The 13,054-nt window shown below is 50.6% G+C and carries 10 protein-coding genes; all 10 read left to right on the plus strand.

The features are described from left to right. On the plus strand, positions 1-2,055 hold a 2,055-nt coding region (locus tag B5E82_RS18150), incomplete at its 5' end, for a hypothetical protein (protein ID WP_206415722.1). A 203-nt stretch (positions 2,056-2,258) separates the two neighbouring features. After that, positions 2,259-2,600 (plus strand): helix-turn-helix domain-containing protein, encoded by a 342-nt coding sequence (locus B5E82_RS14755; protein ID WP_087308312.1) that lies wholly within the window; start codon positions 2,259-2,261, stop codon positions 2,598-2,600. A 649-nt stretch (positions 2,601-3,249) separates the two neighbouring features. After that, complete coding sequence (gene nifJ, locus B5E82_RS14760; protein ID WP_087308313.1) at positions 3,250-6,798, plus strand: pyruvate:ferredoxin (flavodoxin) oxidoreductase; 3,549 nt, start codon at positions 3,250-3,252, stop codon at positions 6,796-6,798. A 319-nt stretch (positions 6,799-7,117) separates the two neighbouring features. Beyond that, positions 7,118-7,903 carry a DeoR/GlpR family DNA-binding transcription regulator gene (locus tag B5E82_RS14765; protein ID WP_087308314.1) on the plus strand — a complete coding sequence of 262 codons (786 nt, stop codon included), beginning with the start codon at positions 7,118-7,120 and terminating at the stop codon, positions 7,901-7,903. A gap of 79 nt (positions 7,904-7,982) precedes the next feature. After that, the gene (locus B5E82_RS14770; protein WP_087308315.1) at positions 7,983-9,425 is read left to right on the plus strand and encodes a rhamnulokinase; all 1,443 of its coding nucleotides are present in this window, start codon (positions 7,983-7,985) and stop codon (positions 9,423-9,425) included. 280 nt (positions 9,426-9,705) lie between these two features. Then, complete coding sequence (locus B5E82_RS14775) at positions 9,706-10,347, plus strand: bifunctional 2-keto-4-hydroxyglutarate aldolase/2-keto-3-deoxy-6-phosphogluconate aldolase (RefSeq protein ID WP_087308316.1); 642 nt, start codon at positions 9,706-9,708, stop codon at positions 10,345-10,347. 17 nt (positions 10,348-10,364) lie between these two features. After that, on the plus strand, positions 10,365-11,132 hold the full coding sequence (locus B5E82_RS14780) for a PTS mannose/fructose/sorbose/N-acetylgalactosamine transporter subunit IIC (protein ID WP_087308317.1): 768 nt from the start codon (positions 10,365-10,367) through the stop codon (positions 11,130-11,132). A 15-nt stretch (positions 11,133-11,147) separates the two neighbouring features. After that, positions 11,148-12,008, plus strand: coding sequence for a PTS system mannose/fructose/sorbose family transporter subunit IID (locus B5E82_RS14785; protein WP_087308318.1), 861 nt, complete (start codon positions 11,148-11,150; stop codon positions 12,006-12,008). A 93-nt stretch (positions 12,009-12,101) separates the two neighbouring features. After that, complete coding sequence (locus B5E82_RS14790) at positions 12,102-12,596, plus strand: PTS system mannose/fructose/N-acetylgalactosamine-transporter subunit IIB (protein WP_087308319.1); 495 nt, start codon at positions 12,102-12,104, stop codon at positions 12,594-12,596. A gap of 30 nt (positions 12,597-12,626) precedes the next feature. Continuing rightward, on the plus strand, positions 12,627-13,040 hold the full coding sequence (locus B5E82_RS14795) for a PTS sugar transporter subunit IIA (protein ID WP_087308320.1): 414 nt from the start codon (positions 12,627-12,629) through the stop codon (positions 13,038-13,040). The last annotated feature ends 14 nt before the right edge of the window (positions 13,041-13,054 follow it).

Here is a 13,054-nt window from a genome sequence, read left to right on the forward strand (position 1 = left end):
ATAGTTTCTACTGGCGATATAGCAATCAGTGACGGCTGGATTTATGTAGAAGTGAAGCCTGTTGCAGAGAAAGAGATCGGTGTAAACTATTGGGATATCGAGAATAACAAGCAGGCAGGAGAAGGCAAGGTAACAGTAGCAGGAACTGCAACTAATGTGAATACCAGCGCCCTGACAGATGTACCGAAAGGCTATGAGATAGTTTCTACTGGCGATATAGCAATCAATGACGGCTGGATCTGGGTTGAAGTGCGTCCATGTGAAGAACCTTCAGAGCCTGTAAATACTGTCATTATGAACGTCCAGTTCGTTACAGCTGATGGTAAAGTGGCTGGAGGCGGGGACTACTTCCTGCCGGAAGGAGTACAGAATTATTCTGTCCTGAATCAGTATGTGCCGGAAGGATACAAGCTGGCCGTAGGTGGTGACTTCTTTGTTAAAGAAGGAGATAGCATCGAAGTTCGCGTTGAAAAGATTGTTGAAGATATTATCATGAATATCAGCTTCAAAGACGGCGAAGAGGTTGTCGGCGGAGGCGACTACTTTGTACCTGCAGGAGTGCAGAACTATTCTGTATTAGAGCAGTATGTGCCGGAAGGCTACAGAATGACAGTATCCGGTGATTTTATGGCTGAAGCAGGTGCGCATCTGGACATCAGTGTAGAGAAGGTTGAAAAAGATGTTATCATGAACATCCGCTTTGTAACTGCTGACGGTACTTTTGTCAGCGGAGGAGATTATTTCCTGCCGGAAGGTATTCAGAACTATTCCATTCTGGAGCAGTATGTGCCCGTTGGCTATCAGATGGTTGAGTCTGGAGACTTTACAGTAACAGAAGGTGGAAAAGAGGACGTAACAGTTGAGAAGATCAGCGATGAAGTAATTGTTAATATCAGCTTTATTGACCGTTATGGTAATGTGATTGCTGGAGGAGATTACTTTGTTCCGGAAGGAATACAGAACCGGAATGTGCTGGATCGTTACGTGCCGGATGGATATACCCAGGCTGAAACTGGTGACATTAACTTTACAGCAGGCGGGCATTATGATATTGTTCTCGATGAGGCTACATCAGTTGTAAATATTCAGTTTATTGACCGTGAGAGCAAAGAAGTAGTTGCCGGAGGAGATTATACGGTTCCTACAGGTATTCATAATCGTAGTATACTGAATCAGTATGTGCCGGAAGGATATCGCCAGGTTGTAACCGGAGATATTGAATTCATCTATGGACAGCATTATGAGATTTTGATTGAAAAAGATACAGCGATTGTAAATATCCGTTTTATAGATCGTGATGGTAATTTCATTGCCGGAGGAGATTATTTTGTTCCTCTTGGCATCGTAAACCGTTCTGTGCTGGATCAGTATGTACCGGAAGGATATCGTCAGGCGGTTACTGGAGATATTGAGTTTGTGGCCGGTGGAGAATATGAAATCATCATAGAAAAGATTGCTGAGGATGTAGTAAGCAAGACAGCTATTTTCCGCAAGGGTGAGACAGATATTTGGAATGAGAATCCGGATAATCCGGACGAAGTACATTATACCTTCTTCAGTGATGATAAGACCGCAACACGTATAGTTCCTTCTGTTACAGTGGCAGATGAAACAAAAGAACTGGATTACTGGGTATCAGATGTAGATGAAACAGTAAAGCTGTATCCGGGTCAGGCGTTCTGCTACAATGATCTTGACAAGGGAGAACTGGAAGGATATGTTGGTGACTTTGCCTTTTATCCGGTTTACAAAGATAAGGCGATAGAAGAGCCGTCAGTTCCGGGAACGGAAGAACCGGCAAATCCCGGCACCGATCAGCCTTCAACCCCTGGTAACGGCGGTTCCGATTCGGGCAATTCAAATGGTTCTTCTGGCAGTGGAAGCGGAAGCAGCGCCTCCAAGTCTGATGCTCCGGCAGATAATTCTTCCAAGATCCTGCCGAAGACCGGATATGGTGAAAGTACGATTCCTGTCGCCGGCATTACAGCCGTAGCACTTGCAGCTGTGTGCGGCGCAGCAGGCTATGTCTTCATCGCCCGCAGAAGAGTAAGATAAACTTTCAGAACACTGGAAGAGAACTGAATCTGCAACATGATGATTTTATTTTGAGATTGTTCAGATAAGGCGCGAAACAAAGCGCAGGAAAAGGACGAGGTCTGGCGCCCCAGCGGCTGCCGGGCCTCGCTGCATATCGGGAAAAACGGGACAAAATGTTACTATCCGTTTGACAGTGGACAGAAAGCAAAAGGAGAACGGACATGAACCAGAAGGAACAGCTTTATAACAGAAGCGAGGCAGGAGAACGAATCCGGAACCGCCGGGAAAGGATAAATCTTTCCCGAAAGGAGATGGCGGTTCAAATCGGAAAGGCAGAAAAGTATTATGGGGATATAGAACGCGGGTACTGCGGAATGTCTCTGGAAACGATGATAGAAATTGCGGGATGCCTGGGCTTGTCGCTGGACTATCTGCTTTTTGGAAAGGAAGATGAGCACGAATTACCGGAGGATTTTCGCTGTATTCTGTTTCATCTGAAAAAATGTGACGAAAAGAAGCGGAAGAAGATAATAGAGCTATTACGGATCTATCTGTCGGAATAGTGGAATATTCGTAAAGATACAAATAATAAATGAAAAAGGGAAAAAGACATTCTGAGAGTTGAAAGGACTTAAGGTATGTCTTTTTGTGCTTTCTGCAGGTTGCAGATTTCCACCCGCCGCCCCACATGCGCACTCGTCGCGCTTGGCGCGCTCCAGTTCCGCCCCTGCGGGGCTAAGACTGCTTATGTGGGGCGGTTACGAGGTTTCACCTCGTAAGCAAGGCAGAAAGACAGCTTCTTACCCGCAAGCGGGACGAATCAGCCTTTCTGCCTTGCTCCGGGGCCACAGTGACGTTCAGCCATGCAGCCGGCAGAAGCCAGAAAAGCAGGGCTTCCGCCGGCTCAGGGGCGTCCCCCCTATGTAAGAATTTGCACAGTCCATCCTTAGTGAGCAAGCTCCCACGGATGTTCTGCACAAATTCTTCCGCATGGCTGAACTGGTATATGCATGTTCCCCAAAAAATACAACAATAAAATGGACAATCATCAGTCAATATGTTACAATCAACTATGTATGAAGATATCATAAACGCCTTGCCAGGGCTGCCTTCCGTTTACAAGGCCACACACGTTTCCGGGAGCGGGATTTTCCGCGGTGCGAAGGGTGTATGCTCTTGTAAACCGAAGGTAAAAATAAGGAGGAAAAACAAATGGCTAGAAAAATGAAGACCATGGATGGAAACCATGCAGCGGCGCATGTATCCTATGCGTACTCCGACGTTGCAGCTATCTATCCGATTACCCCTTCATCCGTAATGGCGGAAGCCACAGATGAGTGGGCCACACAGGGAAGAAAGAACATCTTCGGACAGACCGTACAGGTAACCGAGATGCAGTCTGAGGCTGGTGCAGCAGGTGCCGTACACGGCGCGCTGGCAGCAGGTGCTCTGACGACTACATTTACTGCATCCCAGGGTCTGCTGCTGATGATTCCGAACCTGTATAAGGTTGCCGGCGAGCAGCTTCCGGGTGTATTCAATGTATCTGCCCGTGCTCTTGCAAGCCATGCACTTTCTATTTTCGGAGATCACTCCGACGTGTACGCATGTCGCCAGACTGGAGCTGCTATGCTCTGCGAGTCCAGCGTACAGGAGGTTATGGACCTGACTCCGGTTGCTCACTGCGCAGCAATCAAGGGAAAGATTCCGTTTATCAACTTCTTCGACGGATTCCGTACCTCCCATGAGATTCAGAAGATCGAGACCTGGGATTATGAAGATCTGAAGGACCTGGTAGACATGGATGCCATCGACGCATTCCGTAGAAACGCGCTGAATCCGGAGCATCCCTGCGAGAGAGGTTCCGCTCAGAACCCGGATATCTTCTTCCAGGCAAGAGAGGCATGCAACCCCTACTACGATGCAATGCCCGCTATCGTACAGGAGTACATGGACAAGGTTAACGCTAAGATTGGTACAAACTACAAGCTGTTCAACTATTACGGAGCAGAGGACGCAGAGCATGTAATCGTTGCTATGGGTTCTGTCTGCGACACCATCGAGGAGACTATCGACTACCTGCTGGCAGCAGGCGAGAAGGTCGGCGTTGTAAAGGTACGTCTGTACCGTCCGTTCAGCGCTGAGGCTCTGGTAGCTGCGATTCCGGAGACTGTAAAGAAGATTACAGTTCTTGACAGAACCAAGGAGCCGGGAGCTCTCGGAGAGCCGCTGTACCTGGATGTAGTAGCAGCTCTGAAGGGAACGAAGTTCCATGACACACCGGTATACACCGGACGTTACGGCCTTGGTTCCAAGGACACCACTCCTGCTCAGATCGTTGCTGTATACCACAACGACAGCAAGGAGAAGTTCACCATCGGTATCGTGGATGATGTGACCGGACTTTCTCTGGAAGTAGGCGCTCCCATCGTTACGACTCCGGAAGGAACTATCAACTGCAAGTTCTGGGGACTTGGCGCAGACGGTACGGTAGGCGCGAACAAGAACTCCATCAAGATCATCGGTGACAACACTGACATGTATGCTCAGGCTTACTTCGATTATGACTCCAAGAAGTCCGGCGGTGTGACCATGTCCCACCTTCGTTTCGGAAAGAGCCCGATTAAGTCTACATACCTGATCCACAAGGCAAACTTCGTAGCATGCCACAATCCGTCCTATGTACGCAAGTACAACATGGTACAGGAGCTGGTAGACGGCGGAACCTTCCTGCTGAACTGCCCCTGGGATATGGAAGGACTGGAGAAGCATCTGCCGGGCCAGGTAAAGAGCTTCATCGCGAACCATAACATTAAATTCTACGTGATCGACGGTATCAAGATCGGTAAGGAGATCGGACTTGGCGGACGTATCAATACGGTTCTTCAGTCTGCGTTCTTCAAGCTGGCGAACATCATTCCGGAGGAGCAGGCTATTACGCTGATGAAGGCTGCCGCAAAGGCTACCTACGGAAGAAAGGGCGATGCCATCGTTCAGATGAACTACGACGCTATCGACGCAGGCGCAAAGCAGGTAGTAGAGGTTACTGTTCCGGAGAGCTGGAAGAATGCGGCTGACGAGGGACTTGACTTCACACATGCAGAAGGCGCGCGCAAGGACGTTGTAGATTTTGTAAACAACGTACAGGCAAAGGTAAACGCTCAGGAAGGAAATACTCTTCCGGTATCTGCGTTCAAGGATTATGTGGACGGCACGACTCCCAGCGGTTCCTCCGCTTACGAGAAGCGCGGTATCGCAGTGGATATCCCGATCTGGAATCCGGAGAACTGTATCCAGTGTAACCGCTGCTCCTATGTCTGCCCGCACGCAGTCATCCGTCCGGTGGCTCTGACAGAGGCGGAAGCCGCTGCAGCTCCCGAAGGAATGAAGATGCTTCCGATGACCGGAATGGCAGATTACAAGTTCTCTATCGCTATCTCTGCTCTTGACTGTACCGGATGCGGCTCCTGTGCAAATGTCTGCCCGGGCAAGAAGGGCGCAAAGGCTCTGGCTATGGAGAACATGGAAGCAAACCAGGGCGAGCAGAAGTACTTCGACTATGCCGTTACACTTCCGGAGAAGGCAGATGTCATTGCGAAGTTCAAAGAGGCTACTGTAAAGGGAAGCCAGTTCAAGACTCCGCTGCTTGAGTTCTCCGGCGCATGCGCAGGCTGCGGCGAGACTCCGTACGCGAAGCTGATCACTCAGCTCTTCGGAGACAGAATGTATATTGCAAACGCAACAGGATGCTCATCTATCTGGGGTAACTCTTCACCGTCCACACCGTACACGGTAAATCAGAAGGGACATGGTCCTGCATGGTCCAACTCCCTGTTTGAGGACGCCGCAGAGTTCGGTTACGGCATGAGCCTGGCTCAGCGCGCCGTAAGAGGCGGACTGAAGTCCAAGGTTGAGGCTCTGATGGAGAAGGCAAATGATGATGTAAAGGCAGCAGCTCAGGAATGGCTGGATACCTACAATGTAGGAGCAACCAACGGCGCTGCTACAGATAAGCTGGTAGCTGCTCTTGAGGCATGCGGCTGTGACGAGGCAAAGGATATCCTGAAGGATAAGGACTTCCTGGCTAAGAAGTCTCAGTGGATCTTCGGCGGCGACGGCTGGGCATATGATATCGGATTCGGCGGTGTAGACCATGTTCTGGCAAGCGGACAGGATGTAAACGTAATGGTATTCGATACCGAGGTTTACTCCAACACAGGCGGACAGTCCTCCAAGGCTACTCCGACCGGCGCGGTTGCACAGTTTGCTGCAGGCGGCAAGGATGTGAAGAAGAAAGACCTGGCTTCCATCGCCATGAGCTACGGCTATGTATACGTTGCTCAGATCGCTATGGGCGCTGACTACAACCAGTGCGTAAAGGCCATCGCAGAGGCTGAGGCTTATCCGGGACCCTCTCTGATCATCGCTTACGCTCCGTGTATCAACCACGGCATCAAGAAGGGCATGAGCAAGGCTCAGACCGAGGAAGAGCTGGCTGTAAAGGCTGGATACTGGCATTGCTTCCGCTTCAACCCGGCTGCTCCGGCAGAGGGCAAGAGTGCGTTCACGCTGGACAGCAAGGAGCCCACGGGAGACTACCAGGAGTTCCTGGACGGCGAGGTTCGTTACAACTCCCTGAAGCGTGCAAATCCGGAGAGAGCAGCGAAGCTGTTCGCTCAGTCCGAGGCTTCCGCAAAGGCTCGTTACGAGTACCTGAAGAAGCTTGGGGATCTGTATATGCCGGCCAAGGTAGAAGAGTAAGAGCTTCTTGACTTCCGGTTTTACCGGACAGTGATAAGATAAACCAAGGGAAGGCCCTGGGATTCGTTTTCGGATTCCAGGGCCTTCCTGCATTACGCTTTCCCCTCCGTTTTCAGCGGAATTATTTAGCCGTTTATGTTGATTTCATAAAATTTTCACCCAAAAACCAAGAAAAATGCCTATAAAAGCCAATCGGAACATGATATAATATAAAAAACGTCAGACTGTCATGTACAGCCGATTCGCAACGGCTGCGTATGGCGGGTGCAGCTGTGAATGGTGAAAACATGAGACAGGGTGCAGAACAGGAGGGAAAAGGATGCTGGCTATTGAACGGAAAAACGAGATTCTTGCAATTCTGCAGAAGGAACAGCGGGTTCTGGTTTCCGAGCTGAGCAAGCGTTACGAGGTGACGGACGAGACGATCCGCAGGGATCTGGAGAAGCTCGAGAAGGAAGGCTTCGTAAAGCGGACCTATGGCGGGGCGGTGCTCAATAAGAGAAAAGATCTGGATATGCCCCTTCGGATCCGGGAAAAGACGAACCGGGGAGAAAAGCAGATCATCGCGGGTCTGGTAAAGGATCTGATTGAAGAAGGCGACCGCATCATGCTAGACGCGTCCTCCACCTCTCTGATGATTGCCAAGGAGCTCAAAGAGATGGAAAAGCTCACGGTGATTACCAACTCCGTGGAGGTGCTGATTGAACTGGCGGGCCACGACGGGATTCAGGTGATTTCTACAGGCGGCAATCTAAACGAGACCTCCCTTTCCCTGGTGGGAAACGCGGCTCAGAAGGTGCTGAACGGTTATCACGTGGATAAGGCGGTATTTTCCTGCAAGGGAATCGACATGAAGGACGGCATCACAGATTCCAATGAGCTGGACAGCGATATTAAAAATGTCATGTACGCCTGTGCGGACACTGCGATTCTGGCGGTGGACAGCAGCAAGTTCGACAAGGTTTCCTTTGTGAAATCCATGAGGCTGAAACAGGGAGACATTCTGGTGACGGACCGGCTGCCGTCGGAGGATTGGCAGAATTACCTCCAGGAGCGGGGCGTCCAGCTGGTGACGCCGGAAGCGCAGGAGCAGGATCAGAAATAAAGACAGGAAAAAAAGTCCGGGCAGTGGGAAAGGTTCCCTTTTGCGCGGCCGGGGCTTGGAGATAGAAAGGGGAAGGATTATGGGAGAGACTGTATACAATCTGGCATTTGACTTTGGGGCGTCCAGCGGGCGCATGGTGCTCTGCAAGCTGGAGAACGGGAAACTGGAGCTGGAGGAGCTGCACCGTTTTCCCAATCATGAAGTGCGGATCGGGGGACATATTTACTGGGATCTGTTCGGCCTGTACCATGAGATGAAGCAGGGGCTTAAAAAAGCCGCCGCCAAAAAAGTACCGATTCAGAGTCTGGCGGTCGATACCTGGGGCGTAGATTACGGTCTTTTTGATAAGGACGGCAATCTGATCGGTACGCCTGTAAATTACCGGGATTCCAGGACGGACGGCGTCATCGACGAGATCGCCAAAATCATTCCGCTGGAGGAGCTTTACGACCGGACTGGCATCGAGTTTATGTATTTCAATACGATTTTCCAGCTGTGGGCGGAAAAGAAGATGCGTCCGGTGATTCTGGACAACGCGAAACGGCTGCTCTTTATGCCGGAGCTTTTTGGCTATTTCCTGACGGGCATCATGTATACGGAATATACCTTTGCCAGTACCTCGCAGCTTCTGGACGCCAGAAAGCGGGAATGGGATTTTGATTTGATTGAGAAGCTGGGGCTGAATAAGGAAATGTTCGGTGATATCGTGATGCCGGGCACGGTGATCGGCAGCCTGCTGCCGGAGGTGGAAGAAGAAACGGGACTTCATGACGTGAAGGTGATCGCGGTGGGAAGCCACGATACGGCCTCTGCGGTGGCGGGCGCGCCCCTGGAGTCGGACGACGCGGCCTTCTTAAGCTGCGGCACCTGGTCGCTGCTTGGCATGGTGCTTGACGAGCCGGTGCTGAACGAAGCCTCCTATAAGTACAATTATACCAACGAAGGAAGTATCGACGGAAAGATTCAGTTCCTGAAAAATATCAACGGCCTGTGGATCATGCAGAATCTGCGCCGCAACTGGTGCGAACTGGAAGGGGAGGTGTCTTTCCCGGACATCATCCGCGAAGCCAGGGCAGCGAAGCGGAAGGATTTCACGATCAAGGTCAAAGATCCGCGCTTTACCGCCCCGCTGAATATGATGAAGGAGATCGAGGCTTACTGTGAGGAGACGGGTCAGGGCAGGCCCGAAGGGCTTGGCGAGCTGGCGATGGCGATTTACAATGGTCTGACAGACGAGTACCGCAAATCCATCCAGTACATGGAGGAGATCACGGGCAAGACTGTATCCTGCATCAATATGGTGGGCGGCGGCATCCAGGATGAGCTGCTCTGTGAGCTGACCGCAAAGGCCACTGGAAAACGGGTGATCGCAGGCCCTACCGAGGGCTCTGTCCTGGGCAACAGCATCGTGCAGTTTGTGGCTATGGGAGCTATCGGAAGCGTGCAGGAGGGCCGTCGGATCATTGAGAAGTCCTTTGATGTGAAAATTTATGAGCCGCAGCAAGGAGACGGCCTGGCGTAAAATTTACAAACCACAGTAAGGAAGAAGCGGTCTGACGATGCGCAGGCCGCGCGGTGTATTTTCATAAAAATTCAGAAGAAAAGCTCTGTAATCGAAGAATGACGGTTGCAGAGCTTTTTTGTGATGTAATTTCACAAATAGAACAAGAATATTGTTAAAATCCAACAAAAAAGAACGAAAAAATAACAGGAAAATGTGAAAAAACACTTGCCAAAAATATACCGGGGGGGGGGTAAAATGGAGTAGTATTTGATAATTACGAAAGGAGGTGTGATATGGTATGGGTAAAAGTGAAACAATCATGCGGCTCAAAGAGAATTTCATTTTTGCGGTGATCCGGGCCGGAAGCGAAGACAGCGGTTATGAGATCTGCAAAAGTGTATTTGAAGGCGGCATCAAAAACATTGAAGTAACCTTTTCCACACCCGGAGCAGAACGTGTGATCCGCCGGCTGAGCAGTGATTTCGCAGGTACGGATATGGTGGTCGGGGCAGGAACAGTGATGGATGCAGTGACAGCCAGAATTGCGATTATGAACGGGGCGGCTTTCATCGTAAGTCCGCATTTTTCTGCCGATATCGCACAGACATGCAACAGGTACGCGGTGCCTTACCTTCCGGGCTGCGGTTCTGTGACGGAAGTGCAGACGGCTTTGGAGCACGGAGCGGAGATTCTCAAGATCTTTCCGGGCGGCGTCCTGGGACCTGCATTTATCAAGGACGTGCACGGACCGATGCCCTATGCGCAGATGATGCCCTCTGGCGGCGTATCCATCGACAACATGGATGAATGGATCAAAAGCGGCGCCTGTGCCGTGGGAGTCGGAAGCGCCCTGACGAAACGGTACCAGACAGAAGGTGCAGAAAGCGTCAGAGAAACCGCGGCTGCGTTTGCGGCCAGACTGAACGAAATTAGAAAATAAGAAGAGAGGGATTTTGTATGGAGACATTATCAGTATGGCAGGCCTTGATTATTGCGCTCTGGATCGGCGCGGTCATGTCAAGAAGCTTTCTGGGCGGAGCGACGACGACTTTGCGCTTCACCCCGATGATGACTGGTTTGGTATGTGGTATTGTGATGGGCGACGTAGCGAACGCTATGATCGTGGTAGCGGCGATTCAGCTGATTTATATGGGCGTATTTTCCCCAGGCGGACAGATGCCCTCAGAGCCGGCGATTGCGGCTGCCGTGGCTGTTCCGGTTGCCCTGCTTGGAAATCTGGACGCGGAGGCTTCCATTGCCATCGCGGTTCCGGTAGGATTGCTGGGAAGCTATCTGTATCAGTTCCGTTTCTTCCTGAACACGCTGGTTTTGAAGGCGACGGACAAGTATGCGGCGGAGGCTAACGGGGCGAAGCTGACCTTCTGCATCATTGGAATGCCGATTATTATCGCGTTCCTTCTGTTTACCCCGCTGATGTTTGTGGCGCTCTATTTTGGGTCTCCTGTGATCGCTTCGATCGTAAACGCCGCGGCAGGTACGCTGGTATTCCATGTTCTTTCTGTCATCGGAAACGGCCTTGCGGCAATCGGTATCGCCGTGACCGTGTATGTAATCGGAAGAAAAGAATACATTGTATTCTTCCTGCTTGCTTACTTCCTGTGCGTTATGCTGAAAACCCTGAGTATTCCGATGATTACTTACGCCATTATCGGAACGGTAATCGCGGTGATCTTTGTGCTCGCGCAGAACAGCAAGACCGAATAAAAGGAGGGAAAGAAGATGAGTGAATATCAGGAGAAGTCTCTGGATCTGGCTCCGGAGCAGTTGACAAAAAAAGATATTTGGATCATGTGGCTGAGATTTTATTTTGCGAATGAGATCCCCCACACCTTTGACCGCTATATCGCGCCCAGTTTGATGTGGTGTCTGATGCCGGTTTTGAAGAAGCTGTACAAGGATAAGAGCGAGCTGGCAGCCGCTTATGAGCGCCACCTTCTGTTCTTCAACACCCAGATCTCCTGGGGCGGCGGTATCATCTCCGGTCTAATGGCTTCCCTGGAGCAAGAGAGGGCCGGACAGGTCTACCGGGGCGAGGAAATCACCATCACGGACGATCTGATTTACAATACGAAAGCGGGTCTGATGGGCGCTCTGGCAGGAATCGGAGATTCCATTGACTCCGGTACGATTCAGTACATATTCATTGCGATTGCGATTCCGTGGGCACAGGCCGGACAGGCTGTAGGTGCGCTGTTCCCCTTCATCGCATTCTCTTTGTATCAGCTGCTGATTGGCTATTTCTTTGCAAGCCAGGGCTTTTCCATGGGACGCAGAGCTTCCGAGCTTCTGACCAGCAACACCATGCAGAACCTGATCAACGTGCTTTCGATCCTTGGTCTGTTTATGATGGGCGTTCTGGCGGCGAACTATGTAAAGGTGACTTCGAGTCTCGCGTTTACGATTTCCGGAAAGGAATTCGTCATCCAGGATACGCTGGATACGGTATTCCCAGGTCTGCTGCCGATTCTGACGGTATTCGGCGTATACGGATACTTTGTAAAGAAGGGCATGAACGTGACAAAGGCTCTGATCGGACTGACTGTGATCCTTGGTATTCTGGGCGCGGTCGGCATCCTGTAACTAAAATATGAATCGTTCTTCGGCTGCCTGGGCGGCAGCCGGAGGCATCTTTTGCATAAAAACAGTGAAAAAGCAAATTAGAGGAGGAAAAAAATGGGCGAGGTATGTTTGGCAAGAGTAGACGAGAGGCTGATCCACGGTCAGGTGATGACGAATCTTTCCAAGAAATCCGGGGCGAATTCTATCTTCATCGTAGACGACATGGTAGCCAATGATGCTTTTATGAAAAATATTTTTCTGAGCGCAGGCTCCAGAACAGGACTGAAGGTTCAGATCTACACGCTGGCAGACGCGGTAAAATACTGGGAGGAAAGCCAGTTTGAAAACTACAAATGTATCCTTTTGACTAAGACCATCGACGCCATGTATCAACTTGCGAAGGCCGGAGTGAAGATGAAAGAGGTGAACCTGGGCGGCATCGCCAAGAAGCCAAATACGGTGGCGGTTTTAAGCGCGGTATGTATCAAAGCCGAGGATGCGAAGCAGCTTCAGGAAATGCACGACGAGCTGGGAATCCAGGATATTTATTTCCAGACTATTCCTTCCGCGAAAAGAATCGAGCTTGCGGATGCTCTGAAAAAATTTTAGGCTGACAGGACAGGGAAAGGACAAGAGCAGATGATAGGTTTAACGATTGTCACACATGGGGATATGGCAAAGGGCATTGTCACGGCGCTGAATCTGATTCTGGGAGAACAGGAGAAGCTTAAGACCGTGGGTCTGTATGAAGGCGCGGATTTTGATGAATTCAAAGAGAGCGTCAAAAATGCTGTCGTGGATACGAACGAAGGACAGGGGACGCTGATTATGGTGGATCTCTATGGAGCATCGCCCTATAACGCTTCCGCATACAATATGTCGTATTTCCAGGAGAATCACATTCCGGTACGGCTTTTGACGGGAGTGAATCTGCCGATGGTGATTACCGCAGCCAGTATGCGGGACAGCTTTGAGTCTGTAGATGAGCTGTATGAGGCTGTCATGGCAGAGGCAAAGGACGGAATCAAGGAAATGCTGCAGGAACTTGGATGATAGGAGGCATATGA

This window comes from Lachnoclostridium sp. An138 (genome assembly GCF_002160765.1).
Lineage (GTDB): Bacteria > Bacillota > Clostridia > Lachnospirales > Lachnospiraceae > Laedolimicola > Laedolimicola faecalis.

Excerpts from the sequence above, each read along its gene's own strand:
- B5E82_RS14755 (WP_087308312.1), top strand. The coding sequence starts at position 2,259 with ATGAACCAGAAGGAACAGCTTTATAACAGAAGCGAGGCAGGAGAACGA.
- nifJ (WP_087308313.1), top strand. The coding sequence starts at position 3,250 with ATGGCTAGAAAAATGAAGACCATGGATGGAAACCATGCAGCGGCGCAT.
- B5E82_RS14765 (WP_087308314.1), top strand. The coding sequence starts at position 7,118 with ATGCTGGCTATTGAACGGAAAAACGAGATTCTTGCAATTCTGCAGAAG.
- B5E82_RS14770 (WP_087308315.1), top strand. The coding sequence starts at position 7,983 with ATGGGAGAGACTGTATACAATCTGGCATTTGACTTTGGGGCGTCCAGC.
- B5E82_RS14775 (WP_087308316.1), top strand. The coding sequence starts at position 9,706 with ATGGGTAAAAGTGAAACAATCATGCGGCTCAAAGAGAATTTCATTTTT.
- B5E82_RS14780 (WP_087308317.1), top strand. The coding sequence starts at position 10,365 with ATGGAGACATTATCAGTATGGCAGGCCTTGATTATTGCGCTCTGGATC.
- B5E82_RS14785 (WP_087308318.1), top strand. The coding sequence starts at position 11,148 with ATGAGTGAATATCAGGAGAAGTCTCTGGATCTGGCTCCGGAGCAGTTG.
- B5E82_RS14790 (WP_087308319.1), top strand. The coding sequence starts at position 12,102 with ATGGGCGAGGTATGTTTGGCAAGAGTAGACGAGAGGCTGATCCACGGT.
- B5E82_RS14795 (WP_087308320.1), top strand. The coding sequence starts at position 12,627 with ATGATAGGTTTAACGATTGTCACACATGGGGATATGGCAAAGGGCATT.